The sequence below is a fragment of the Streptomyces sp. NPDC002623 genome, assembly GCF_053592635.1.
Map to the genome: position 1 here is coordinate 197,432 of NZ_JBSFWB010000012.1, position 24,667 is coordinate 222,098.

The following is a 24,667-nucleotide window of genomic DNA, read 5'->3' on the forward strand; positions in this document are numbered from 1 at the left end:
CAAACCCACGCAACCACATCAGGAGGACTGAGCAAGTGTCATCGACCAACCACCGTCTCGGGAGGGCGACCTTGGCCCTTACCGCCGCACTGGTCGGCATCGGCGTGGCCGGGGCATCGCCCGCCCTGGCGAGCGCGGCCCCCGTCGCCTCGACTTCGGCGACGGCCTTGGTTCCCGTCGACTTCTTGGACGCTCCCACCAGGGCTCTCCCTGCGGCAGGACAGTCGCACACGTTCACGGTGTCCTACCGCAACGACTCGTCGGTCGACCAGGTCGTTGCCCCACAGATCCTCGTGGAGTCGCCGGATGCCGGTCCCTACCTGGCACCCGCAGACATCAAGGTCGAGCGGCGGGGCGCGGACGGTTACCGAGAGGTGGTGTCTGTGGGCAGCCAGACCGGAACGCTGTTCACCGACCTCGTGGCTGCACAGCACACCCTGCGTCCAGGCGAGACGCTCACGGAGCGGTACCGGGTCACCGTGATCGCTCCCGGTGCTGCGGGTACGGTGCAACCGCGCGTGGCGCTGTACGGCTGACCTGGAGACACGCCGATCAGCATCACCATCGTGACCGACAGCGCGCAACTCCCGGTGATGCGTATGGTCCGCCCGTACTGTGCTGTGCGGTTTCCCGGCGAGCCCCCCCCTCGCCGGGAACACGTACGCCGACCCGCCCCGGAGTCGATCGAGACCACGTCACACTCCGCCGGTACCGTCGCGCGGTCAACTCCCCTACGTAGACCGCGATATGTGAACAGCTCGCGGTGACCGGGTCGAGGCTCAAAAGCTTGCTGACACCTCCGCCGGCCTGGTCGGCCACCATCGCACCTGGACAGTGACGTCGACCTTGCCACAGTGGGGTCGCTGAATCGACGAACTCGCAGCGGACGAGGCCGTCCCGGGCATCCTGCTGCAGCTTCCTACTCCGGCGCATCTCGACTCACAGGCCCTGCTCGCCAGGATCGCCGGCCGCGCCGCAAGCCGCGGCGCAGGCACGTGCCATGGCCATCGCATTTCCCCGCCAGGTCCCGTTTGCGTCAGCACCCACGGGGAGGCAGCCGCCCTCGCCCACGAACGGGGTGCCTCACAGCCATGCCTCGGCAGTAACTGGCGCCCGCCACCGCCGCATCCCGCGAAGCAACGCCCCCCACCCTCAGCGGAGAGCTGAATGAACACCAGAAAAGAAAGGGCGCTCAGGGGAAGGATCCTCGTGAGTGCCCTCTCGTTGGCTGTCACAGTCACGGCGCCCGACGCCTCTGCTGCGGCGATGAGCAGGAGCACCCCTGCGGGTGCCTCGCAACGGGTCATCGTCGTGCTGCGCGACCAGCACGCCGGTCTGCCGATGCACACGAAGTCCGCGCAACGCCGCCGGGCGGTGGCCGAGGACCAGGCCCCGATCGTGTCGCGGCTGAAGAACGGCGGTGCCACCGATGTCAGCGGGCTGAGTCTCGTCAACGCCGTCGGGCGTCCCTTCGATCATGCTCCCCGCTGACCGGGAGCGGCCCGCCCCGGCCGACAGGGCTGTCCGAAGGGTGACCTCTCAAGTCGCCGTGCCGAACCGGAGCTACGACGTGCCGCCCGTCTGCCCGTGTCCTCCTGGCCGAATCGCCCAAGCGTCAGCACCGCACACACCGCACGAGTCGGCAGCCATTCCCGGGCGTCTCGCAATGATCGTGCGCTCGCAGCGGACCGTCGAGACCGCGTGACGACCGTCGCCTGCGTACGGTGCCGGGACGGTCAGGTCGCGCAGCAGCTTTCGCGGCGGATGATGTGGCCGACCGCATGCCAGTACTCACTGTCACCGTCCGCCGGGGCGGCGGTGAGGTGATGGGGGCCGACCACGTCCTTCAGACGGTGCACGATGCCGTCGCGCATCACCCAGGACACCCGCGTCAGATCGGTGAAGTCCTGGAACGGGTTGCCGTCGATGACCGTGAGGTCGGCCAGCTTGCCGGGTTCCGCGGTGCCCAGGTCGTCCTCGACGCCGAACATCCGGGCGGGCACGACAGTGGCGGTGCGCAGGGCCTGGGCGAGGGACAGACCGGCGTACCGGTGGAGGGCGCGCAGGCCGAGGTGGACCTGGAGACCGATGGGGGCCAGAGGGGAGTCGGTCCCCAGGGCGAGCGTGCCGCCGTCGGCGACGATCCGCCCATAGGTGGCCATCTCCATGCGCAGTTGCCGTAGTTGCTCCTCGGTGGGCCGGGCCTTTGCCAGGGCCTTCACGGTGACGGTGTCCCATGGGGGCATGAGGGTGGTCACCCGGGGGTCGTCGGCCAGGGCAGGGTCGTCCCCGAGCAGGCAGAGGGCGGTGAAGGGCGTGATGATGATCTCGAAGCGGCCGCCGCGGTAGATCTCGTGCACGTCCTCGTAGGTGTGTCCAGCCGTGGACACGGAGCGGCCGTACTCCTGGCGCTGGGTCGCCGTCAGATGGGTCGTCAGGTCCAGGCCGACCTGGATGCCGGGCGTCAGCAGGTGGCTTCCGGCGGGGACGCCGAGCCTCTCGTGGGCGGTGCGGGCCGCCTCCGCCATGACCCGGGCGGGGGCACGGACGTAGGTCTTGACGAAGTCGTAGTCGAGCGCGACAGCGCGTTGGAGGGTGCGTCGCAGGCCTTCGGAGGTGCTGTGGGCACGGCCCATGCTGTACGCGACCCGGCTCCCGTCGATGAGTTCGCCGGTGGTGAGCAGCCGCGGCCCCGCAATGGCGCCGCTGTCCGCGGCTTCGCGCAGGCGTGCTTGCTCATAGGCGAAGCCGCCCAGGGACACGTTGGTGGTGATGCCGTAGGCGAGCATGAGGCTGGACTGACGCCCGCCGTAGATGTTCTGGTACGGGTGGGTGTGGGAGTCCCACAGGCCGGGGATGACGGTGGAGCCGGAGGCGTCGATCCGGCGTTCCCCCGCTCGCCCCGCCCCGGAGGGGTGCCGTTCGACGGCGGTGATGCGGTGCCCGGTGATGACGATGTCGACGTCCTCACGGACGGTTTCCCCGGTGCCGTCCCACAGCCGTCCGGCGTGTACGCGGGTCACGTCGGTGCGGGGCGGCAGCCAGCGGGACGGGGAGGGTACGGCGCCCTGTGCCGTCCCGGTTGGTCAGCCGCAGTCGGCCGCCGGAGAGGTGGAGCAGGCGAAGGTGACGCCCCTGTGTGCGAGGAGCCTCGCGAAGACCTGTCCCGCGTCCAGCGAGGTGTCCGTGACAGCGTGTCCGTCCACTACCAGCGGCCGCACCGGCGCGACCGAATCAGGGTAGTAGCCGGTGCTCCAGCCGGTGGCGAGAGCGGGCTCGGGGAAGAGACTGTCGTCGACGCGGACCTTCACGGAGGTCACACCGGCGTTCTTCAGGCCCGAGACGGCGGTCTCGGCCAGCGCGTCGAGCCCGTCGGTGGTGACGGGGCGGTCGCCCCCGCCGACGAGGGTGAGCGTGCCGTCGCCGTAGACGACCTTGGTGGTGAACCTGTGGTCGGGGCCGAGAACGGTCAACGCGGCTGTCGCGGTGGCGAGTTTGGTATTGGACGCGGGCATCAGCGCGGTTGTGGCGCCGTGGCCCCAGATCGCCTTCTCCGACAAGGAATCGCCGATCGATCGGCCGGGACGGGCGGCCAAGCCCTGGCAGTCGGCTCCGGTGAGGGCACTGCGGCTACCAGGGCGTGTGCTCTTTCCGCGAATGCCGCGGCTCCGCTCCGAGTCCCCTTCAGGCCGCTTGGCCAGCGGCTCAGCTTCTGCCGGCGCGGCGGCTGGCGGTCGGGAACAAGTCCCAGCCCCGGTAGCCGAGTTGGTCGGCCTCACCTTCGACGAGTACGCGGGAGTCGCGGAGCGCCCGGATGTTGTTTGCCAAGGTCTCGTCCGTGTTGCACGGCGCGCCGCTGTCGGAGCCATAGATCAGGTGGTCACGCGGGACCATGGCGAGCGCCGGCGCGAGACTGGCGTCGGCTCCCGCGTTGCCGGTGTCCAGGTACAGCCTGGACAGATGCTCGCGAATCTCGTCCCGGGTGATGTTCTGCGCGTTCGGCACCCAGGGCTCCGCCCCCAACTGCCCCAGCCGTCCACTCATCGCGGGCAGAGCTCCACCGCCGTGGGCGAGAATCACGGTCAGGTCAGGGTATCGGCGGAACACCCCGGCGTAGAGCATGTCGACCACGCTCCGGGCGGTCTCGAACGCAACCTCCATCATGACGGCGGGGAGACCGAGTTGCGCCGGCGCGATCGTATTCGGGTGGGCGAAGACAACCGCACGGCGGCGGTTCAGCTCGGCCCACACCGGTTCCAGCCGCTCGTCGCCGAGAAACACGCCGTTGTACCGGGCGCTCACCGTGTACCCGTCAGCGTGCAGGTCCGACTGGGTCCGTTCGATCTCGGCCAGCGACGCCTCGGGATCGTCGGTGGGGAGCGCTGCCAACAACCCGAACCTGGTCGGATGGTCCGCGACGATCTTCGCCGCGTAGTCGTTGGAATCACGCAATGCCTGCAGCGAGGGGGTGTGGATGTTGCTGAGCAGCTGCATGGCGATACCGGTCCGGTCCATGTAGTCCAAGGCGGACTCCGGACTCCAGTAATACGGCTGCGGCGCCAGGAAGCGCTGCGCGCGCATGCCTTCCCACTGCTTGAGGCGTTGCTCTTTGCTGAGCGGCGGCAAGAAGTGTGCGTGCACATCCACCCACCCATTCACCAACGTCATGCGTCCTGTCCTTTTCAGTCATCACGGAACCAGTAGCAGCCGACGACCGCGCCCGGCTCCATAACCTCTTCGGCAGTTGACGGGCGCATGCGTGTAGCCTTCACATATCTGACCTTCCGCCGTACACGCGTACGCCGCCGAGGAGACGGACCGCGGGTGACGCCTTCATTCTGGGACGCAACGACTTCGCGCCCTGCTATCCCTTCTGACGGTTCTGCCTGGCCGAAGGGGCAGGTTGCTCGACCGCACACGAGAGCGACAAGGCTCGTAAGGGGGCCGCGGCGTACGCCCAATACCGAGGTGCTGGACCAGCCACACCCATGCTCACTTGCTGAGCAGTATGGCGTCACGGCGTGACCAGGCGTCGTCGGTGGCGGCCCGCAGCATGAAGTCTGCTACGTCGGCGCGGCTGACACGGTCGCCGACCTTGCGGTCAGGGACGGTGACGGCCTTGTACGAGCCGGTGTGAGGCCCGTTGGTGAGAACCGCCGGACGGACCAGAGTCCAGTCCAGTCCACTGGCTTTGATCAGATCGTCGGCAACGGCCTTGTCGGCCATGACCGTGCCCATCAGCAGCCGGCCGAAGAGCCTGGGCACCGTGGACGCGTGAGTGGAGGTCGGGCCCGAACCGAGCGCGGAGAGCACGACCACTCGCTTGGTGTCTGCGGCCTTGGCGGCGGGGACGAGCGCCTGGGCGGCGCGGCTGGCGATATCGGACTTGAAGTCGTTGCCGGACCCCAGAGCCGAGATCACCACCTCACTTCCGGCCAGGGCCCGCTCAACGTCTGCGGCCCGGGTGGCGTCGCCGGTCACGACGGTCACCCGGTCGCGCGCAGCCTCCGGAAGCCGGTCGAGGCTACGGACCAGGACGGTGACCTCATGGCCGGCGCTGAGAGCCTGTTCGAGGATCTGCCGGCCGGTGGGGCCGGTGGCGCCGAGGACGGTGAGTTTCATGACGATCTCCTTGACGTGGACACCAGCCCGGCTCGGCCGCAGCTGATGACGGGCTGTGGCAGGTGTGGCGAGCAGGCGTCTGGCCTGCGTCGATCAGCCACACGTCGACGATAGGCGCGCACGGTTGGACGCCCAATGGCCTGGAGTCCTCGGAACTTTGCCGTCCGTCCTCCTGCTCGGATCTGTGGCTATAGTCGATGCGTGGACGTGCTGAGTGAGGCGATCACTGCCATGCGCAGTGGGCGGCCGGAGTCCTTTCTGTCAACGGCCTGCGCGCCGTGGGGACTAGCCTTCGCCGCCAGAGACGGCGTCGCGTTCCACATCGTTTTGCGTGGTTCGTGCTGGCTGCTGCCCGGCGACGGCGACGGCGATGCACCGGTCGCACTAGGCGCCGGCGACGTGGTCCTGCGGCCGCACGGCACCGCGCACGGCCTCGCCGACGACCCCAAGACGCCGCTGACCGACATCGTGCAGCAGCCCGACGGCCAATGGGCCCTCAACGGGGAGCTGAACGGCACCGGCGCAACCACCCGCATCCTCTGCGGCGCTTACCGGCTCAAGCGCACCCGGGAGCACCCGTTGCTGAGCGGGCTGCCCGACCTCATCCACCTGCCGGCCAACATCGGCACATACCCCGAACTGCGCTCGGCCGTCGAGCTCCTGGGCCGCGAGCTGGAGCGGCCCGGCCCGGGCTCGGACGCGATCTTGCCCTCGCTGCTCGACACCCTCCTGCTCTACGTCATGCGGGCCTGCCTGACCGATCAGGCCAGGACCGCGTCCAGCGGCTGGGCCGCTGCCCTCGCCGATCCCGCGATCAGTGCCGCTCTGCACGCCATCCACGACCGACCTGCACATCCGTGGACCGTAGAGACACTCGGGGCGGAAGCCGGCCTCTCACGCGCGGCCTTCGCGCAGCGGTTCACCGCGATCGTGGGCCAGCCTCCGCTGGCCTACCTGACCTGGTGGCGCATGACACTCGCCGGCCAGGCGCTCACCCAAACCGATGCCAACCTTCGCACCATCGCCGGGCAATGCGGCTACGCCTCGGAGTTCACGTTCGTCAGGGCCTTCACCCGCGAGTACGGCACTTCGCCCGGCCGCTACCGCAGAACGCACGGTGTGCCCGAGACCGCAGGCACCCCCTGATCACTTCCAACGCGTCGTTCGGCCTCGTCCGGAGTCCAAAGGACCTGCCTGGCGGCGGGGTCAGGGGCGTGGCCCACCCCTTCCTCGTCGACGGCAATGGAGGCGGGGATGTCGTGGACCGTGACGGACGCTCCGGCACCCGGCGGTCCTTCGGCCACTGCGAGCCAGGACGAGACTGCACCGCTCGGCTCCGACCGTCGGCCGGGGATGCGTCAGCGGGAGCCGGCCCCGGCGTCGCCGCACACCCGGCGGTAGGGCACATCCGGCGGTAGGGCACATCCGGGATGTACGTACGCCCTTGCGCCGCCGTGAGATCGGTGCCCGCGCGGGCGCAGACCTGGGGTACGACGCGGGCGGGGGCCACTGTGTAGCGCTGGAAGGGGACATGCGCGCTGACCGCGTACAGCGTGCCGCTGCCCGCACCGAAGGCGAGCGTGTCGATGCGCTCGCCGGGCGTGATCAGCGGGCCGCCGAGGGGCTGCCGGGTGGGGATGTCCCGGAGCTGGAGCGTGCCCTGGTCGCCGCCGACCGCCAGCGTGCGGCCGTCGGGGCTGAACGCGACAGCGCTGACCGCCTCCGGGATTTCGTCCAAGAGCTTGGTGAAGACGTTCCGCAGGACATCCTCGCGGCGGCTCAGCGTTCCGTGCCAGAGGGCCACGCGGCCGGTCTGATCGCCCGCCGCGAGGCGGGAGCCGTCGGCGGTGAAGGCGAGCGCGCCGGTCAGGCCGGCGAAGTCGGCCGTTCGGCGGCCCGAAGCAGTGTCCCAAACCTCCTCTCTGGCCTGATCGAGGGCGTGGATGCGGACGGCGTACAGGGTGCGGTCCCCGGGGCGGAGGGCGACGGAGATCACCGGCCCGGCGGACTCCGGTGTCGCCAGGTCCAGCGAGAAGTGCCGACGGTCGTGGACCAGGTCCCCGACGGTGAACCGCTGGGGTGCCACCTCCGAGCCGATGGTGGCCGAGACTCCGTAGGTGAGCGCGCTTGGGGGCCGGTCGGAGAACGGCGGAAGCGGTCGTTGATGATCAAGGTGTCTGACGCCTCATCAACAACAACCGCTTCCGATGCCATCGTCCTCGATCACCGCGCTCGAGCGCCACCGCGACCACGATGCGGTCGCGTTCCTCGACCCCGCCGAGCCCGATGCTCGCACTGTGCACCCTGGCCGCACTCGCCGGCGCCCGCGGCCTCGCCGCGATCGCCCGATATACCGCCGAACTCAGCTGCCCCGTTCGCCGGGGGCGCACGGGCGTCCGTCACCCCGCGGGGGAGGGACCTCACCGTCACCGACGGCACCAGTGTCGACCTGGACAAAGAAGATGTGAACTCCCTCAACTGTCCCGCCATGGGCAGGACTTACCTGAGTACCGCTCAAGGGCCCTCGCAGAGGTCCATGAACTCGTTGAGGTACCGAGATTGCCAGTTCGGCGTCGGGGACGGCGAGCCAACCAAGGCTGCGCTGATGTCGGCGCCGAGGAATGGCAGTTCCGGGGCGTACCGGATGTCGCGAGAGCGCCGGTTGCCTCGCGAGGCGGCGGGGCAGCCAGCCACGCCACCCGCCTACCACCCGTCTCCTGGATGACCCCTGCCGCCCGGCAGGTCGGTCTTGGCCAGGAACCGCCTTTCCCGGGCCGTCGCACGTCAGCCGTCCCGCCTGAAGACATGTCCGCAGGACATGATCACGAAAGGCGTACACCACCGCCAGCGAGGAATCCGCTGGTGAGCCCCCTGCGCCTGGCGGCCGGCCACAGCCACTCAGCGCCTCTTCAGCGGCTCATCGGTCCGACTGCCCGCCGCGCCGTCCCCGCAGCAGCACCGCCCAGGCCACCTACTCTGGCGACTGAGGGCTGACAGAACAGGGCTCTGACCAGCCTGTTCTCAGAAGTCCTTCCGCCTGACAGAAGCCACCTTGCCGAGCCACCGCAACCCTCACGACCCTGATTCCAACCACGGCACGCGGGGCGACGAAGCCCCGCCGACAGGGACGGGAACTGCCATGCCGCACATGACCACTTTCGCCAGGAACCAGTGGTACGTCGCCGCCTACAGCCATGAGGTGGGGCGCGAGGAACTGCTCGGCCGGACGATCCTCGGTGAGCCGCTCGTCTTCTACCGGACCGAGGAGGGCGGGACGCCCGTCGCGCTGCACGACCGCTGTGTGCACCGCCGGTTCCCGCTCTCCGAGAGCCGGCTGGACGGCGACCGCATCGTGTGCGGCTACCACGGCTTCACGTACGACACGACCGGCGCGTGCGTGTACGTGCCGGGGCAGAAGCGCATCCCGCGCACCGCCCGGGTCACCGCGTACCCGGTCGTCGAGCAGGACGCCCTGGTGTGGGTCTGGATAGGCGATCCGGCCCTGGCCGACCCGCAGAGCATCCCGCGCGCCCGGCACCTCGACTCCCCCGGCTGGACGACCGTCCGCGGCATGGAGCCCATCGACGCCGACTACGGTCTGCTCGTCGACAACCTCCTCGACCTCTCCCACGAGACGTACCTGCACGGCGGCTACATCGGCACCCCGGAGGTCGCGGAGACGCCGATCACCACCGAGGTCGACGAGGGCGCCGGGATCGTCCGGGTGAGCCGGCACATGGACGACGCCGAGTGCCCGCCCTTCTACGCGAGGTCCACCGGCATCGAGGGCCGGATCACCCGCTGGCAGGACATCGAGTACCACGCGCCCTGCCTCTACCTGCTGCACAGCCGCATCGCGCCGGTGGGCGTGCTGCCCGAGGCGGACGGCAGCGACCCCAACGGCTTCCACACCGAGATCACGTACGCCATCACGCCGTCCGACGACGGCAAGGTGTACGACTTCTGGATGGTCTCGCGGGACTGGGCGACGGACGACGACGAGGTCACCGAGTTCCTGCGGGGCAACAACCACACGGTCGTCATGCAGGACGTCGACGCGCTCAACCTCCTTCAGCGCACGCTCGGTTCGGAGCGGGCCGGCTACCAGGAGCTGAGCATCAACATCGACACCGGCGGCCTCGCCGCCCGCCGTATCCTCGCCCGGCTGGTCGAGGAGGGCGACAAGCCGATGGAGCAGGTCAGTTGAGCTCCCCGACCGGCGAGATCTACCGCGTCGACTGGCTGCCGGGCACCGATGTCCTGCACGGCACCTGTCACTGCGGCGCCGAGCACGCCTCGCAGGACCCGATCGAGATGTGGGAGTGGATGCTCGGCCACCCCGAAGGACACAAGCCGCAAGGAACCGAGCCACAAGGAACCGAGCCGCGAGGAAGCACGCCATGAGTGACGTGTACGAAGACGAACTCGTCGTCGATCGGCGGGAGTTCGCGGCCGACGGCGTGCTCGCCCTCACCCTGCGCCATCCGCTGGGCGAGCCGCTTCCGGTCTGGGAGCCGGGCGCCCACATCGACGTCGTCCTCGGCCCGGGTCTGGAGCGGCAGTACTCGCTGTGCGGCGACCCGGCCGACCGGGCCGCCTGGCGGATCGCGGTGCTGCGCGAGCCGGCCGGGCGGGGCGGCTCCGCGCATGTGCACGAGCAGGTGCGGCAAGGCGACAAGGTCCGGGTGCGCGGCCCGCGCAACCACTTCGCGCTGCGTCCGGCGCCCGGTTACCGCTTCGTCGCGGGCGGGATCGGGATCACCCCCGTGCTGCCGATGCTGGCGGCGGCCGAGGCCGCGGGCACCGAGTGGAGCCTGCTCTACGGCGGCCGCAGCCGCGCGTCCATGGCGTTCACCGAGGAGTTGGCGGGCTACGGCGACCGGGTCACCGTGGCCCCGCAGGACGAGAGCGGTCTGCTCGACCTCGGTTCGGTGCTCGACACGCTGCCCGAGGGGACCCTCGTCTACTGCTGCGGTCCCGGGCCGCTGCTGGACGCCGTCGAAGAGCGCTGTCCGGCCGGTGCGCTGCATGTGGAGCGGTTCCAGGCCAGGGAGCAACCGGCGGGCGAGGACGGCGAGTTCGAGGTCGAGCTCGCGCAGAGCGGCCGGACGCTGACCGTGGCACCGGGCGTCTCCGTGCTGGACACCGTGCGCGCGGCCGGTGTCGAGGTGCTCTACTCCTGCGCGGAGGGCACCTGCGGCACCTGCGAGACCGATGTGCTGGAGGGCGAGCCGGAGCACCGGGACTCGGTCCTCAGCCCGGCGGAGCGGGAGGCCGGGGAGACGATGATGATCTGTGTGTCCCGGTGTCGGGGGAAGCGGCTCGTGCTGGATCTGTGACCCGCAGATCGGCCTCGATCCGGGCCACGGCCGCCAGCAGTTGCGGAAGCAGCTCCCGGCGGACCGAGGCCGCCGAGGTCCGGCCGGCGTGGACGGCTATGTTCACGCCGGCCACCACGGTGCCGTCCCGGCCGCGCACCGGGGCGCCGACCGACCGCAGCCCCTCCTCCAGCTCCTGGTCGACGAGGGCGTACCCCTGCCGTCGCACCCGGGCCAGTTCCGCCCGCAAAGCCTGCGGCTCGACGAGCGTCCGCGCGGTCAGTGCGCGCAACTGCGTGCGGGCGAGCCGGACTTCGAGTTCGGCTTCCGGCAGTGCGGCGAGCATGACCCGGCCCACCGAGGTGACGTGCGCGGGAAAGCGGGTGCCGACGGTGATGACCGCGGACATGATGCGGGCGGTCGGCACCCTGGCCACGTAGACGATGTCGTCGCCGTCCAGGACGCACAGCGAGGACGACTCCTTCACCTGTGCGACGAGTTGCTCCAGGTGCGGCTCGGCGACCTGAGGGAGCGTCAGGCCGGCCAGGTAGGCGTAGCCGAGTTCCAGCACGCGCGGCGTGAGCCGGAACAGCCGGCCGTCGCTGTGCACATATCCCAGGTCTGCGAGGGTGAGCAGGAGACGTCGGGCGGCCGCCCGGGTCAGGCCGCAGGCGCGCGCCACCTCGCTGAGCGTGCGCTCGGGATGCTCGGCGTCGAAGGAGCGGATGACCGCGAGACCCCGCTCGAAGGACCTCACGAAGTGCGGTTCTCGGGCCGTGCCGGACATGCCGCCCTCCAAACTGTCAACAATTTCGTCAGCCAAGCCCATTGACCCCGTCGGACGGCGGGCTCTACGTTCCCTGCACGCCAATTGAGCACTACTGTGCGGTGTGCGCACAGCCTGTCGGAACCCGTTGTCTGCACAGGAGGAGCCTTGCGTCGTCTGCTCGCCGGTCTCGCGACCGGCACCATCCTGCTCGCCACGGCGGCCTGTGGCTCGTCCGACGACTCCGGTACGTCCACCGGGAGTTCGTCGTCCGGAGGCACCACGACCGTCAAACTCGGCCTCATCCCCATCGTCGACGTGGCGCCCGTCTATCTGGGCGTGAAACAGGGCTTCTACGAGAAGCACGGCCTGAAACTGTCGATCACCACGGCGCAGGGCGGCGCCGCGATCGTGCCCGGAGTCGTCAGCGGGCAGTTCCAGTTCGGGTTCAGCAACATGACCTCGCTCATGGTCGCCCAGTCCAACAGCGTTCCCGTGCAGGCCGTTTCGAACGGCATCGCGTCAACGGGCGTGCAGGGCAAGGACTTCGGGGCGATCACGGTGAAGAAGGACAGCCCGATCAAGTCCGCGAAGGACCTGGAGGGCAAGAAGGTCGCCATCAACACCCTGAAGAACATCAACGAGACCGCGGTGCGCGAGTCCGTGCGCAAGGCGGGCGGCGACCCGGACAAGGTGGACTTCGTCGAGCTGGCCTTCGACCAGATGGCCGCCGCCCTGGACAGCGGGCAGATCGACGCCGCGATGGTGGTCGAGCCGGCGCTCGCCACCGTCAAGAGCCAGGGCGGCGTGGAGATCGCCTCGCCGCTGGTGGACGTGGCCCCGAACCTCACCGTCGCCATGTACTTCACCTCCACGCAGTACGCGCAGCAGAACCCGGAGGTGGTGAAGAAGTTCCAGGAGGCCACCGCCGAGTCCCTCGCCTACGCCGACTCCCACCCCGACGAGGTCCGGCAGATCGTCACCACGTACACCAAGATCCCCGCGGCCGTCCTGACGCAGGTGACGCTGCCCAAGTGGCCCGCCGAGGCGAACCGTTCGTCGATCGAGGCGCTGGAGAAGCTGGGCGAGCAGGACAAGCTCTTCAAGACGACCCCGGACCTGGACAAGCTGCTGCCGTGAAGGGAGCGAACCTCGCACTCGGTGCGACCGGGCTCGCGGCCTTCCTCGCCCTGGGCGAGGCGGTGCCGCGGCTCGGCCTGGTCAAGGAGGCCTACTTCCCGCCGACGAGCCGTATCGCCGGCGCCCTCGGCGACGAACTCGCCGACCCCGCGTTCTGGACCGCGCTCGGCGACACCCTCACCGGCTGGGCGCTGGGCCTGACGATCGCGGTGTGCGCCGGGATCCTGACGGGCGTGATCGTCTCGGTCGTCCCCCACCTCCGTGAGACGACGGCCTCGACGATCGAGTTCCTGCGCCCGATCCCGTCGGTCGCCCTGATCCCCCTCGCGGTGCTGCTGTACGGCACCGAACTCCGCTCGGTCCTCCTGCTGGTCGTCTACGCCTCCTTCTGGCAGGTACTGATCCAGGTCCTGTACGGCGTCCAGGACGTCGACCCGGTCGCCGAGGAGACCGCCCGCTCCTACGGGCTCGGCCCCTGGGCACGTGTCCGGTACGTGCTGTGGCCGACCGCGCTGCCGTACGTCATGACCGGCGTGCGGCTCGCGGCGGCCGTCGCGCTGATCCTGACCATCACCACCGAACTGGTCATCGGCGCACCGGGGTTGGGGGCGCGTATCGCCGTCGCGCAGACCTCGCAGGCGGTGCCCGAGATGTACGCGCTGGTCGTCGTCACCGGAGTGCTCGGGCTGCTGATCAACGTGGGCGCCCGGTCGGTGGAGCGGCGGGCGCTGGCCTGGCACCAGTCGGTGCGCGGGGAGGTGGCGGTGTGAAGGCGCGGGGAGGTGGCGGTGTGCGGCGGTTCCTGCTGCGGCTACTGTTCACGCTCGGTCTGCCGGCCGTCCTGGTCACGGCGTGGTGGCTGGCGTCCGACGGCAGTACGAACGTGTACTGGCCGCCGCTGCGCACGATCCTGAAGGCGTTCCCCGACGTGTGGACGGGCGAGCGGCTGCGCACGGACGTCCGGCCCAGCGTGCTGCGGCTGGCGGGCGGTTACGCGACCGCGGCCGTCGTCGGGATCGCGCTGGGCACGGTCATCGGCTCGTACCGGCGGGTGCGGGCGGTGTGCGAGCCGGTCCTGGAGTTCCTGCGGGCGGTGCCGCCGCCCGTCCTGGTGCCGATCATCATGCTGTTCGCGGGCATCGGCGACACCATGAAGGTCGTCGTCATCGCGAGCGGCTGTGTGTGGCCGGTGCTGCTCAACACGGTCGAGGGCGTGCGGGCGGTGGACACGGTGATGGCGGAGACGGCCCGCAGTTACGGCATCACGGGCGTCGCCCGGCTGCGCACCGTGATCCTGCCGTCGGCGAGCCCGCAGATCTTCGCGGGGCTGCGCCAGGCACTGTCGATCGGGATCATCCTGATGGTCATCAGCGAGATGTTCGCCGCCAGCAACGGGCTCGGCTTCACCATCGTGCAGTTCCAACGGGGCTTCGCCATCCCCGACATGTGGACCGGGATCCTGGTGCTCGGTCTGCTGGGCTTCGTACTGTCGGTGCTCTTCCAGGTCGTCGAGCGTCGGGTGCTCGGCTGGTACCACGGTCTGCGCGCATCCACCCGGCGGTCCCCGTGACCGACGTGACGCTCGTGAAAGGGCGGTCCATGCTCGACGTACGCGGCTTGCGGAAGGTCTACGAGGGGTCCGGGCGCCGGGTCGAGGCGGTGCGCGACCTGACCTTCACGGTCGAGGCGGGCGAACTCGTGTGCCTGGTGGGCCCGTCGGGCTGCGGCAAGACGACCCTGCTGAAGTGCATGGGCGGGCTGCTCGCGCCGTCCGGCGGCGAAGTGCTCCTGGCGGGACGGCCGGTGACCGGCCCGCCGCCGGGCATGGCGTTCGTCTTCCAGGAGTACGGGCGGAGCCTCTTCCCCTGGATGCGGGTCGGCGAGAACGTCGAACTCCCCCTGAAACAGAAGGGGTTGGCGAAGCAACGGCGGCGGGAGCTGGTCGTCGACGCCCTGGAGTCGGTCGGGCTGGCGGACGCGGCCTCCGCGTATCCGTGGCAGTTGTCGGGCGGCATGCAGCAGCGGGTGGCGATCGCCCGGGCGCTCGCGTACGAGCCTCAAGTCCTGCTGATGGACGAGCCGTTCGCGGCGGTGGACGCGCAGACCCGGGCCGACCTGGAGGACCTCGTGCGGGGCCTGTGGCGCGAGCGCGGGATCACCATCCTGTTCGTCACGCACGACATCGACGAGGCGGTCTACCTCGGCGAGCGGGTCGTCGTCCTGTCCGCCTCCCCGACGGTCGTCCAGGAGCAGCTGAAGGTCGATCTGCCGCCGGAGCGCGACCAGTTGCACACCCGGGTGGCCCCGCGCTTCGCCGAACTGCGGACCCATGTGTACGAGCAGATCCAGGCGGCGAAGCGCGGGACTCCGGTGGACCGCTTCACGAAGACGGACACGCCTCCGCCGCACTGAGCACGAATGCACCGGGCGGAGGGTGCACAAGGTCGGGTGCACAAGGTCGTGTGTGTGAGGTCGGGTGTACGGGGACGGATGCACGCGGCGGGTCGCCGACCAGGCGCCGTCGGCGACCTGAACGCCGACGGTGCCCGGTCGGGCCTCGGGGGACGTCAGGCCTCGGGGGCCGGTACCACGCTCAGGTGGCCCGCGGTGCGCCGCGCGGAACGCGTTCTGCGCGGGGGGAACGCCGGCCGGTTGTCGCGCAGGACCATGGTCAGCCGGGTGTACCCCACGTCCTGCAGGGTCCGGGGCGTGTCGCCCACGATGCGGCACTCGGTGGCGCCCCAGCGCGGGTCCGGGTGCAACAGGAGACGGACCGCCCCGTCGTGCTCGACGGCCCCCTCGCCGACCGCGCGGATCCAGTGCGGAAGCCCGTGCCGGTAGGCGGCCTCCATGATCGGGTCCTGCGCGATGTCGCGGCGGATCGCCTGCAGCCCGTGATCGTGGCCGTTGCGCTCCACCGCCGCCGCGAAACCGGCGAGCATCGGCAGGCACCAGCCGGCCTCGTGGTCGCCGAGGACCAAGGACGCGTCGGGATGGAAGAGGACGAACCGCAGGAAGTTCTCGCCCGGCAGAGCCGTCGGATGCGGGCCGACCTCACGGAAAAGTGACGCGAAAGCGGTGTTGGAGAGCACCACGTCCCAGCGCTGGTCGAGGACCACGGACGGGAAGGGGACGGCTTCCAGGTATGTGGCGTAGTCCTGCAGATACGCCTGGGCCTCGGGACTCTCGGGGACGGGCCGCGGTACGGACCGCTGCCTTCCTGCCTGATATGCCATCGGGAGGTCACCCCTCTTGCCTATGCGGCCTTCACGCGGCGCCCCGATCCTGCTGCCCGGACGCTTCGCATGTCAACTATCGTGGCATTCCGCGCTCGTTGACGGCTGAAATTGGCCACAGTTGTGGCGAGACCTGGATGTGAGTTCGAAATAACCGCTACTCTCCACGCAGTTCACAGCGACCGTCTGTACGGTGAGCGTGTGCCTGTGTGAGAGGGACGTGAGAGACCTAGGAGACCTGACGGTGTCGGAGGATGGCTTCGAGGTTCCGGGCGCCACGGCGACGGTGCTGCTGTCGGCCGTCGTCGTCCGTGTCGCCGCGCTCGCCGACCGGCTCGGCGTACCGCACGCGGAGGTCTTCGCCACCGGGCGGCTGTCCGTCGCCTCCGGTGTCCCGGAGTCCGTGGTCAAGGCCCTGCTGAGCGGCCGCGCCGCCGGCGAGCCCGATGTGCAGGCCCGCTTTCTGCAGCGCCTCGACCTGTTGCGCCGTACCCGGCTCAAGCCGAACGGCCGCAAGTACACCCAGCAGGAGATCGCCGACGGCGGCGGCATGTCGCGTCAGCAGGCGGGCGCCCTCATCAACGGCGACCGGCGTCCCACGATGGAGCACTGCGACGCCCTGCAGCGGTTCTTCCGCGTGCACGCGGGCTTCCTGACGGCCGAGGACCCGGAGGCGCTCGCGGGGGCCCTGCAGCACACCGAGCAGGAGCTGCTGCAGAAGCTCGCGGCCCGCGAGGCGGCCGCGGCCGCCGAGGACCCGCTGGAACGGCTGCTCCAGGACCACGGCGTCCGTGGCATCGCGTGGCGGGCCGCTCAGCTGCCCACCGACCAGCACCGCGACAAGGTCGCCGAGTGGCTGGACATGCTCCTGGAGAGCGTGAAGCGGCCCGAGTCGTGATCGGGGGGAGAAGGGTGAGCATCGCCAAGGAAATGCGCCGTCTCAGCGGCGAACTGGTCTCGGAACTGGCCCTCGCGGCCCCTGCCGCGCCTGCCGAGCTGTACACCGCCCTGTGCGACGGGATGAGCAGACGGCGCGGTCGCCCCGTCCACTTCCGGATGGCCCCCTTCCCGGCCGACACGGCCAGCGGGCTGTGGCTGGACATGGCCGACCAGGACCTGGTCGTCATCGAGGAACGCACCGCGCCCGACCACCAGTTGGTGATCCTGGGCCACGAGCTGTGGCACATGAAGGCGGGGCACTGCGGTCATCACGTCGAGGGCGCCGCGGTCGCGGCCCGTTTACTCAGCGACGGGGCGGACCTCCGGGCGACGGTGCGCAGCGTCGCCGCGCGCACGCGTTTCGACCTGGCCGACGAGCGGGACGCCGAGAGCTTCGGCCTGCTGCTGGCCAGCAAGTGCCGTACCTGGCTGCCGGGTTCGTCCCCCCGGGGGCGCGGGCAGCGTGATCACCTGGCGGGCCGGATCGAGACGTCGCTGGGCTACCTGGGACCGCAGAACTGACCTCCCGCCGGGTCGGGTCACCGGCACGGGACAGGACCCGCCCGGTCAGGTCGCGCTGCGCTCGCTCGCCTCGCGCAGGTCCTGTCCCGTGCCGTCCGGCAGGCCCGTCGGTCCCGTCCCCGGACGGCCCTCGCGCAGAAGTTCGCGCCAGCGCTCGCGGCTCCAGTCGGCCGGGGCCGTCGTACGGGTGAACTCCTCGACGAGCGCGCGGAATCGGGCCGGGTCGCTGTGGAACGGGAAATGGCCGGCGCCCTCGAAGATCTCCAGTCGGCTGCCCGGCATCGCCTCGTGGGCGCCGTACGCGTGTCGCACGGGCACCACGCTGTCCCGGTCCCCCCACAGCAGCATCGTCGGCATGCCGGCCGTCAGATAGCAGCGGTCGAGCATGGTCACGACCTGACCGCGCCAGTCGACGACCGCGCGCAGGGTGCGGATGAAGGCACTGCGGGAGGTCTCGTCCGGCAGGGCGTCGACGAGGTGCAGCAAGTCGGGTGCGTCCTGGCCGAGATCGGTGTCCAGCAGCTCCATCAGCTTGATCACAAGGCCGACTTGGAGGCGGGCACCCGGCAACCGCAGGGCGGACAAGGCCAGTTGTGCGCCCGGCAGTGAGACCAGCCGCAGCGCGGGGTTGACCTCGCGGCCGACTCCGCCCGCGCTGACGAGGATCAGCCGTTCGGTGCGCTCGGGGAACTGGTAGGCGAACTGCATCGCCACGCCCCCGCCCAGCGAGTGCCCGACCAGGGTCGCCGACTCCACGCCGAGCGCGGACAGCAGATCGCGCAGGCCGTTGGCGTACGCGGCCACCGAGTAGTCGGCGCGGGGCTTGTCGGACGCGCCGTGGCCGAGGAGGTCGGGGGCGATGACGGTGTGGGTGCGGGCCAGGTCGGGAATCAGCTCGGCCCAGGTGGCCGAGGAGTCGCCGATGCCGTGGATGAGGACCAGCGCCGGTCCCTCGCCGGCCATCCGGAAGGCACGCCGGTATCCGTGCACCACCCGGTGGCGCAGCTCCAGTTCTCCGTCGCCCACCGGGCGCAGCCGTGCGGGGCGCGCCGGGCGCCGCTGCGGGACGTCGACCACCCGCTCGCCTCCTGTTCCACCGGCCTTCGGCGGTCTTCCGAAAGCCCTTCCCACCAGCGTAGGTCCCCTTTCCCCCAGGGGATTTCGGACAGGTTTCGCCTCCGCTAAGCGGGCGAACCGAAGTGGAGGACGGCCGGATTGTCAGTGGTGCCCGGCAAGCTGGGGGGTGCGCCGCCGCACGGGGGCGTACGCGCCGTCAGGGCGCGTGGGAGACGACGCCGACGCGGGGAGAGCCGACCGATGCCCACTGCCGTACTGACCGACCGCGAGCGCACCGCCGTACAGGCCTACCTGCGGCTGCTGCACACCGTACGGGCCGCCTTCGGCGACGAGGGGGCCGGCCGGGGCGTCGGCGCCGCCGGGCCCCCGCAGGACCGGTTGCCGCCCGTGGTGCCACCCGCCGTCCTGGCCGAGGCGGAACAGGCCCTGGCGGACGCGGGGCTGGCCGGCAACGAGGCGGAGTTCTTCCGCCTGCTGCACAGCTGGTGCCCCGGCCCATGACAGCGCGGACACCCGCCTCGGACACGGCGCCCGTACCCACCCGGTCGGCCGCCCGCGCTGCCTGCCCACTCGGTCGGCTGCCGCCCTGAGCGACACGCAGCCGACCCGGCAACGAGAAGGAGCCACCCCAGCCGCCACGCAACGCCCGCTGCCGGCCCGTGACGCCCCGGCACCCGCCTCGGTCCATCGCCCGACCCTGCACGCCCTGCACGCCCAGGTTCGGTGGGCCACCCGCCGGCTTGAGCGACGCGCAGCCGACCGAGGAACGAGGAGGAGCCCCTCAGCCGCCACGCAACGCCAGCTGCCGACCCGTGAAGCCCCGGCACCCGCCTCGGTCCACCGCCCGACCCTGCACGCCCTGCACGCCCAGGCTCGGTGGGCCACCCGCCGTCCTGAGCGACGCGCAGTCGACCGGGGAACGAGCGGGAGCCCTCCTGGTGGCTGCGCAAGCAGCGCCCCGGACCGTGGCGGCGTGCCGGGCGCTCGCCTCGGGCGTGGTGGAGCGTGACGGCCTGCGGGCGGTCGCCTCAGGTGTGGTGGATCGTGACCGCCGTGGCCACCAGGCCGCGGCGGACGGTCCAGCGGCCGTCGAAGTGGCCGAGCCGACGGCCGCCGACCAGCGGTCCGGGCACGAGGAGCCGGGCCCGGAAGGCGCCTTGCGAGAGGTCGGCGGGACCGGCGGGCTCGGCGGTGACGTCGATGTCGGCCTCGCTGAAGTCCAGCCACTTGCGGGTGAGGGGGAACCACGCCTTGTAGACGGACTCTTTGGCGCTGAACAGCAGCCGGTCCCAGTGCACCGCGGGACGCTCCGCGGCCAGGCGGCCGAGCCGCTCCGCCTCCGCGGGCAGGGCTACGGCGGACAGCACCCCCTCGGGCAGCGGCGCATGGGGCTCGGCGTCGATGCCGAGGGAGGCCAGATCCTCGGCCCGGACGAGCGCCGCGCCGCAGTAGCCCTCGCAGTGGGTCATGCTGCCGGCCAGGCCCTCCGGCCACTGCGGAGCGCCGCGCTCACCGGGCAGCACGGGCTGCGGGGGCACGCCGAGCTTCTCCATGGCGCGCCGGGCACACGCGCGTACCACGGTGAACTCGCGGCGCCGCTTGTCGACCGCCCGCGCCACCAGCGCCGCCTCCTCCGGGTACAGCGGACCGTCCCCGAACTCCCGGACGCCCTCCTCGCCGAACGCCTCCACCACCACTGCCGACTCCGGCAACAGGTCCTCGATCACTTCGCCTCGGCCTCCCTGGGCAGGATGCGCCGCAGCCGGCCCGGAGGCTGCGGCCGCTTGCGCCATTCGCGGGGGTAGCCCACCGACACCTCCTCGAAGCGGACGCCCTCGTGCCAGGTGGTCCGCGGAATGTGGAGATGGCCGTAGACCATGGTCTCGATGCGGAACCGGCGGTGCCAGTCCGCGGTCAGCTCGGTGCCGCACCACATGGCGAACTCGGGGTGCCACAGCACGTCCATCGGATGCCGGTGCAGCGGGTAGTGGTTGACCGGGACGACGGGCAGGTCGTCCGGGAGTTCGGCGAGCCGGCGTTCGGTCTCGGCGACCCGGGCCCGGCACCAGGCCTCGCGGGTGGGGTACGGGTCGGGGTGCAGCAGGTACTCGTCGTTGCAGATGATCCCGGTGCCCTCCGCGTACGCCAGCCCCTCCGCCTTGGTCGTGCAGCCGGCCGGCAGGAACGAGTAGTCGTACAGCAGGAACAGCGGTGCGACGACCACCGGGCCGCCGGGCCCCTCCCACACCGGGTAGGGGTCCTCGGGCGTGATCACGCCCAGGTCGCGGCAGAGCTCCACGAGGTGCTCGTAGCGGGCGACCCCGCGCAGGGCGACCGGATCCGTCGGATGGGTCCACAGCTCATGGTTGCCGGGGGCCCAGACGACCTTGCGGAACCGGCTCGCGAGCGTCTTCAGCGCCCACCGGATGTCGGCCACGTTCTCCGAGACGTCGCCGGCGACGAGCAGCCAGTCCTCGTCCGACTCCGGGGCCATGGCCTCGACCAGAGCGCGGTTCTCGGGATATCCGATGTGCAGATCGCTGATGGCCAACAGTCGTCCGGCGTGCTGCCCGGCGCGTCGCTCTGCGTCACCGGCCGTCGTCGTCACCTTGTGCCCCCGCTCACGTCGCCACGCTCCGCATCCTCACGAACACACCAGTGCCACCACGAGAACACATTCACGCCTGCGGTTCAAGGTCGAATCGGGCCGCCCGCCCTGTCGGCACCAGCCGCCACCTGCGCCGGAGCACGCCACTACCCGACCGCACGCCTCACGTGAACAAGATCGGAAAATCCGTAACACGCGCGTTGCACGCCGCACCCCCGAGAAGCCGTATGATCGCCCCAACACCACCGCCATGGACGTCCCTTCCGCAGGGCGGTTTTGGTGACCCACCATTCCCCCTGCCCGGGCCGGGCCTGCTTCGCCCTGCCCGCGAACCGTGAAAGGCGGCCTCGCATGGTCTCTCGCGTACGCGTCTGGCTCAACCGCACGTACGCGGAGAACGTGTTCTTCACGGATCAGCTGCGACGAAATCCCAGCGATCGCGCCGTCGAGATCCATGCCACGCACGGTGACGCCGACTCCCCCGTGCTGGCCGCCGCCGACACCGCCGAGCTGGAGCCGGAGGGTCTCTCCCCGGCCGCGTACGTCGAGTACGCGCTCGCCCAGTGCAAGCGCCGCAGCATCGACGTGTTCGTGCCCCGGCTGAACCAGTCGGCCATCGTGGCGCACCGCGCCGACTTCGAGGCGATCGGCACCGCGCTGCTGGCGCCGCCGCCGGAGGCCGTCGCCGTCTTCCACGACAAGGTGATCGCCTACGAGGCCGTGCAGGCGATCGGCGTGCCCGTGCCGCCGTGGTACCGGGCCCGCTCGGCGGACGAACTCGTGGCCGCCGTCGAGGAGTTGGAGGGGGCCGGACACAAGCCCTGCTTCAAGCCGGCGTCCGGCGCGGGCGGCGTGGGCTTCCGCATGATCACCCGGACCCCGTTCTCGCTCATGCACCTCAACGGGTTCCCGAGCGCGTACGTCCAACTGGACATGGTGGTCGGGGCGTTGCAGCAGTCCGACGAGCCGGTCGATCTGCTGGTCATGCCCCGCCTGGAGCAGCCGGAGGTGTCCGTGGACTGCCTCACCGGCCCCGACAACGTCCTGCGGATGGCCATCGGCCGGACGAAGAACGGCCGTCGTCGCGGCTTCACGCTGCACGAGCAGTGGCTGGAGCCGGCACGCCTGATCGCCGAGGGCTTCGGGCTGCACTACCTGTCCAACATCCAGTTCCGGATGTTCGGCGACCAGCCGGTCCTGATGGACGTCAACACCCGCCCGGCCGGCGGACTGCACCAGCTGTCGCTGTGCGGCGTCAACGCGCCCTGGGCGGCGGTGCAGTTGGCACTCGGCGAGGACCCGGGCGAGATCGTCCCGCCGTTCCTGGGGCAGGACTACACGGTGGTGTCGGGCCCGCGGCCGCTGCGCGCGGTCTCGCTTCCGCACCAGCGGCTGGACGAGACCCCCGAGCCGCGACTGCCCGCCATGCCCGCGCCTGCCGACTCCGTCGAGGTGACGCCTGCGGGCGCGGCGGAGGCGCTGCAGCACTAGGCGGTACCAGGGGGCAAGCCGAGCCGGGGGCTGCACGCTCAGCCGGGCGGCCCCCGCCGAGCCGGGCGGCCCCCTCAAAAAACTGAATCTCTTCTCACCGGTATGGACCAATTCCGTCTGTCATCTTGACAGGCGGATTGGTCCATACCAACTTTGATGCGCACCCCCTGCACTCTCTGCACACTCCCCTGCACTCCCGAACACCCCCATATCTTCAGGGAGATCGCGTGCGCACCAGATCCCTCGGACGCCCATGGCGTCGATTCCTCGCCCTGCTCGGCACCGCCGGGCTCGCCCTCGCCGGGGCCGTCGCCCTGCCGGGCACCGCTCAGGCCGCCAACGTCCTCACCAACCCCGGCTTCGAGTCGGGCGCCGTCTCACCCTGGTCCTGTACCGGCAACCTCGGCTCGATCGTCTCCACACCCGTGCACGGCGGCACCAAGGCCCTTGCCGGAGCCGTGAGTTCGAGCGACATCGCCAAGTGCAGCCAGACCGTCGCCGTCCGGCCGAACACCGCCTACGCGCTGACCGGCTGGGTGCGCGGCTCCTACGTCTACCTCGGCGTCGACGGCGGCGCCTCCACCTGGACGTCGTCGCCGTCGGCGTACAGCCCGCTGTCGGTGTCCTTCACCACCGGGGCCGCGCAGACCAGCGCCACGATCTATGTGCACGGCTGGTACGCCCAGGGCACCTATCAGGCGGACGACATCAGCCTCGACGGGCCCGGCGGAGGCGGCGGTTCGGACACCCAGGCGCCGACCGCGCCCGGCACGCTGACCTCGACCGGCAAGACGTCGTCCAGCGTGTCGCTGTCCTGGAACGCCTCGACCGACAACGTCGGCGTCACGGCCTACGACGTCTACCGCGGGTCCACGAACGTCCTCACCGTCTCCGGTACGTCCGCCACGGTCAGCGGGCTGTCCGCGAGCACCGCGTACACCTTCACGGTGAAAGCGCGCGACGCCGCCGGGAACACCTCCGCGGCCTCCAACTCCGTGTCCGTCACCACGAACGCGGGCGGCGGGGGCGGCACCGGGTTCAAGCAGGCGGCGCCCTATCTGTTCGAGGGCTGGGGCGATCCACCGAGCGCGACCACGGTGATGAACGCGACCGGCGTCAAGTGGTTCACCATGGCGTTCATGCTGGACGGCGGCGGCTGCAACCCGATGTGGGACAGCAACCGTCCGCTGACCGGCGGGGTCGACCAGAGCGTCATCAACCAGATCCGCTCGGCGGGCGGTGACATCGTGCCGTCGTTCGGCGGCTGGCAGGGCAGCAAGCTCGGCGCCAACTGCTCCTCGGCGAGCGCGCTGGCGGCCGCGCTGCAGAAGGTGATCGACGCCTACTCCCTCAAGGCGATCGACATGGACATCGAGAACACCGACGAGTTCGAGAACGAGGCCGTGCAGGCGCGGATCCTCACCGCGCTGAAGACCGTCAAGGCGAACAACCCCGGCCTGAAGACCATCGTCACCTTCGGGACGACCACGACGGGGCCGACCTACTACGGCAACCGTCTCATCGAACAGGCCAAGTCCATCGGCGCCGACATCGACGTCTTCACCATCATGCCGTTCGACTTCGGCGGCGGCGCCGACATGTACGGCAACACGGTGAACGCCACGGAGGGGCTGAAGAACAAGCTGAAGTCCACCTTCGGGTGGGACGACGCGACCGCCTACGCGCACATCGGCATCTCCGGGATGAACGGACTGTCCGACCAGCAGGAGAACACCACCCCGGCGATCTGGACGTCGATCCGTGACTGGGCGAACGGCCACCACATCGCGCGGCTCGCCTTCTGGGCCGTCAACCGTGACCGGCCGTGCCCGGGCGGGGGCGTGGTGAGCAACTGCTCCGGCATCAGCCAGAGCACCTGGCAGTTCACCTCGATCACGGCCGGCTTCACCGGCTGAGCAACTCGGCTGCCGGGCAGCTCGGTCGCCCA

General features: G+C 70.6%; 24 protein-coding genes and 1 pseudogene. 15 read left to right on the forward strand and 10 right to left on the reverse strand.

What is annotated here, in order from left to right:
• Positions 1-71 precede the first annotated feature (71 nt).
• Together ACWD4O_RS23370 and ACWD4O_RS23375 are read left to right on the forward strand one after the other, a co-directional pair.
• Positions 72-536 carry a signal peptide protein gene (locus tag ACWD4O_RS23370; RefSeq protein WP_451282448.1) on the forward strand — a complete coding sequence of 155 codons (465 nt, stop codon included), beginning with the start codon at positions 72-74 and terminating at the stop codon, positions 534-536.
• A 730-nt stretch (positions 537-1,266) separates the two neighbouring features.
• Positions 1,267-1,491, forward strand: a complete 225-nt coding sequence (locus tag ACWD4O_RS23375) for a hypothetical protein (RefSeq protein ID WP_451282450.1) — start codon at positions 1,267-1,269, stop codon at positions 1,489-1,491.
• 245 nt (positions 1,492-1,736) lie between these two features.
• Here ACWD4O_RS23375 and ACWD4O_RS23380 read toward each other — a convergent pair whose 3' ends face one another.
• From ACWD4O_RS23380 to ACWD4O_RS23395, 4 genes and pseudogenes are all read right to left on the reverse strand, one after another.
• Positions 1,737-3,023 carry an amidohydrolase family protein gene (locus ACWD4O_RS23380; protein WP_451282452.1) on the reverse strand — a complete coding sequence of 429 codons (1,287 nt, stop codon included), beginning with the start codon at positions 3,021-3,023 and terminating at the stop codon, positions 1,737-1,739.
• Between the two features lie 102 nt (positions 3,024-3,125).
• A pseudogene (locus tag ACWD4O_RS23385) lies at positions 3,126-3,779 on the reverse strand (D-alanyl-D-alanine carboxypeptidase); the annotation flags it as partial.
• Positions 3,706-4,668 (reverse strand): amidohydrolase family protein, encoded by a 963-nt coding sequence (locus ACWD4O_RS23390; RefSeq protein ID WP_451282454.1) that lies wholly within the window; start codon positions 4,666-4,668, stop codon positions 3,706-3,708. The pseudogene ACWD4O_RS23385 and the gene ACWD4O_RS23390, both read right to left, overlap by 74 nt.
• A 324-nt stretch (positions 4,669-4,992) precedes the next feature.
• The gene (locus tag ACWD4O_RS23395; protein WP_451282456.1) at positions 4,993-5,622 is read right to left on the reverse strand and encodes an NAD(P)-dependent oxidoreductase; all 630 of its coding nucleotides are present in this window, start codon (positions 5,620-5,622) and stop codon (positions 4,993-4,995) included.
• A 201-nt stretch (positions 5,623-5,823) separates the two neighbouring features.
• Here ACWD4O_RS23395 and ACWD4O_RS23400 point away from each other — a divergent pair, with 201 nt between their 5' ends.
• Entirely contained in the window at positions 5,824-6,768 is a 945-nt protein-coding gene (locus tag ACWD4O_RS23400) for an AraC family transcriptional regulator (protein WP_451282458.1), read from the forward strand.
• On the opposite strand, the gene ACWD4O_RS23405 is transcribed toward ACWD4O_RS23400, so the two are convergent.
• Entirely contained in the window at positions 6,692-7,708 is a 1,017-nt protein-coding gene (locus tag ACWD4O_RS23405) for a hypothetical protein (protein ID WP_451282460.1), read from the reverse strand. The genes ACWD4O_RS23400 and ACWD4O_RS23405 overlap by 77 nt on opposite strands.
• A 1,053-nt stretch (positions 7,709-8,761) precedes the next feature.
• Here ACWD4O_RS23405 and ACWD4O_RS23410 point away from each other — a divergent pair.
• From ACWD4O_RS23410 to ACWD4O_RS23420, 3 genes are read left to right on the forward strand one after another with little or no spacing between them, the layout of a single operon-like run.
• Positions 8,762-9,829 (forward strand): aromatic ring-hydroxylating dioxygenase subunit alpha, encoded by a 1,068-nt coding sequence (locus ACWD4O_RS23410; RefSeq protein ID WP_451282462.1) that lies wholly within the window; start codon positions 8,762-8,764, stop codon positions 9,827-9,829.
• Positions 9,826-10,026, forward strand: coding sequence for a hypothetical protein (locus ACWD4O_RS23415; RefSeq protein WP_451282464.1), 201 nt, complete (start codon positions 9,826-9,828; stop codon positions 10,024-10,026). Before ACWD4O_RS23410 ends, ACWD4O_RS23415 begins: the two co-directional genes overlap by 4 nt.
• Positions 10,023-10,961 carry a PDR/VanB family oxidoreductase gene (locus tag ACWD4O_RS23420; protein WP_451282465.1) on the forward strand — a complete coding sequence of 313 codons (939 nt, stop codon included), beginning with the start codon at positions 10,023-10,025 and terminating at the stop codon, positions 10,959-10,961. The genes ACWD4O_RS23415 and ACWD4O_RS23420 overlap by 4 nt, the downstream gene beginning before the upstream one ends.
• Here ACWD4O_RS23420 and ACWD4O_RS23425 read toward each other — a convergent pair.
• Positions 10,876-11,727 carry an IclR family transcriptional regulator domain-containing protein gene (locus ACWD4O_RS23425; protein WP_451282467.1) on the reverse strand — a complete coding sequence of 284 codons (852 nt, stop codon included), beginning with the start codon at positions 11,725-11,727 and terminating at the stop codon, positions 10,876-10,878. The two genes, ACWD4O_RS23420 and ACWD4O_RS23425, sit on opposite strands and share 86 nt — an antisense overlap.
• A 147-nt stretch (positions 11,728-11,874) precedes the next feature.
• Here ACWD4O_RS23425 and ACWD4O_RS23430 point away from each other — a divergent pair, with 147 nt between their 5' ends.
• Genes ACWD4O_RS23430 through ACWD4O_RS23445 form a run of 4 tightly spaced genes read left to right on the forward strand, consistent with a single transcriptional unit; the run spans position 11,875 to position 15,258 of the window.
• Complete coding sequence (locus ACWD4O_RS23430; RefSeq protein ID WP_451282469.1) at positions 11,875-12,846, forward strand: ABC transporter substrate-binding protein; 972 nt, start codon at positions 11,875-11,877, stop codon at positions 12,844-12,846.
• On the forward strand, positions 12,843-13,616 hold the full coding sequence (locus ACWD4O_RS23435; RefSeq protein WP_451282471.1) for an ABC transporter permease: 774 nt from the start codon (positions 12,843-12,845) through the stop codon (positions 13,614-13,616). Before ACWD4O_RS23430 ends, ACWD4O_RS23435 begins: the two co-directional genes overlap by 4 nt.
• A 20-nt stretch (positions 13,617-13,636) precedes the next feature.
• Positions 13,637-14,416, forward strand: coding sequence for an ABC transporter permease (locus ACWD4O_RS23440; protein ID WP_451282584.1), 780 nt, complete (start codon positions 13,637-13,639; stop codon positions 14,414-14,416).
• A 29-nt stretch (positions 14,417-14,445) separates the two neighbouring features.
• Positions 14,446-15,258, forward strand: a complete 813-nt coding sequence (locus tag ACWD4O_RS23445) for an ABC transporter ATP-binding protein (RefSeq protein WP_451282586.1) — start codon at positions 14,446-14,448, stop codon at positions 15,256-15,258.
• 155 nt (positions 15,259-15,413) lie between these two features.
• On the opposite strand, the gene ACWD4O_RS23450 is transcribed toward ACWD4O_RS23445, so the two are convergent.
• Positions 15,414-16,082 (reverse strand): MmyB family transcriptional regulator, encoded by a 669-nt coding sequence (locus ACWD4O_RS23450; RefSeq protein WP_451282473.1) that lies wholly within the window; start codon positions 16,080-16,082, stop codon positions 15,414-15,416.
• Between the two features lie 244 nt (positions 16,083-16,326).
• Here ACWD4O_RS23450 and ACWD4O_RS23455 point away from each other — a divergent pair, with 244 nt between their 5' ends.
• Together ACWD4O_RS23455 and ACWD4O_RS23460 are read left to right on the forward strand one after the other, a co-directional pair.
• A complete protein-coding gene (locus ACWD4O_RS23455) occupies positions 16,327-16,980 on the forward strand; it encodes a helix-turn-helix domain-containing protein (RefSeq protein ID WP_451282475.1) in 654 nt (217 codons plus the stop codon).
• 32 nt (positions 16,981-17,012) lie between these two features.
• Positions 17,013-17,543 carry a toxin-antitoxin system, toxin component gene (locus tag ACWD4O_RS23460; protein WP_451282587.1) on the forward strand — a complete coding sequence of 177 codons (531 nt, stop codon included), beginning with the start codon at positions 17,013-17,015 and terminating at the stop codon, positions 17,541-17,543.
• A 45-nt stretch (positions 17,544-17,588) separates the two neighbouring features.
• Here the strand turns inward: ACWD4O_RS23460 and ACWD4O_RS23465 are convergent, their stop codons facing one another.
• Positions 17,589-18,620 (reverse strand): alpha/beta fold hydrolase, encoded by a 1,032-nt coding sequence (locus tag ACWD4O_RS23465; RefSeq protein WP_450947953.1) that lies wholly within the window; start codon positions 18,618-18,620, stop codon positions 17,589-17,591.
• Between the two features lie 240 nt (positions 18,621-18,860).
• On the opposite strand from ACWD4O_RS23465, the gene ACWD4O_RS23470 reads away from it, so the two are divergent.
• Positions 18,861-19,121, forward strand: a complete 261-nt coding sequence (locus ACWD4O_RS23470; protein WP_451282478.1) for a hypothetical protein — start codon at positions 18,861-18,863, stop codon at positions 19,119-19,121.
• Positions 19,122-19,648: 527 nt separating this feature from the next.
• Here the strand turns inward: ACWD4O_RS23470 and ACWD4O_RS23475 are convergent.
• Both ACWD4O_RS23475 and ACWD4O_RS23480 read right to left on the reverse strand, forming a co-directional pair.
• The gene (locus tag ACWD4O_RS23475) at positions 19,649-20,347 is read right to left on the reverse strand and encodes a 4'-phosphopantetheinyl transferase family protein (RefSeq protein WP_451282480.1); all 699 of its coding nucleotides are present in this window, start codon (positions 20,345-20,347) and stop codon (positions 19,649-19,651) included.
• Positions 20,344-21,228 (reverse strand): metallophosphoesterase family protein, encoded by an 885-nt coding sequence (locus ACWD4O_RS23480; RefSeq protein WP_450947950.1) that lies wholly within the window; start codon positions 21,226-21,228, stop codon positions 20,344-20,346. Before ACWD4O_RS23480 ends, ACWD4O_RS23475 begins: the two co-directional genes overlap by 4 nt.
• A gap of 351 nt (positions 21,229-21,579) precedes the next feature.
• Here ACWD4O_RS23480 and ACWD4O_RS23485 point away from each other — a divergent pair, with 351 nt between their 5' ends.
• Both ACWD4O_RS23485 and ACWD4O_RS23490 read left to right on the forward strand, forming a co-directional pair.
• Positions 21,580-22,719, forward strand: a complete 1,140-nt coding sequence (locus tag ACWD4O_RS23485) for an ATP-grasp domain-containing protein (RefSeq protein ID WP_451282482.1) — start codon at positions 21,580-21,582, stop codon at positions 22,717-22,719.
• Between the two features lie 227 nt (positions 22,720-22,946).
• Positions 22,947-24,635, forward strand: coding sequence for a fibronectin type III domain-containing protein (locus tag ACWD4O_RS23490; protein ID WP_451282484.1), 1,689 nt, complete (start codon positions 22,947-22,949; stop codon positions 24,633-24,635).
• Positions 24,636-24,667: the final 32 nt, after the last annotated feature.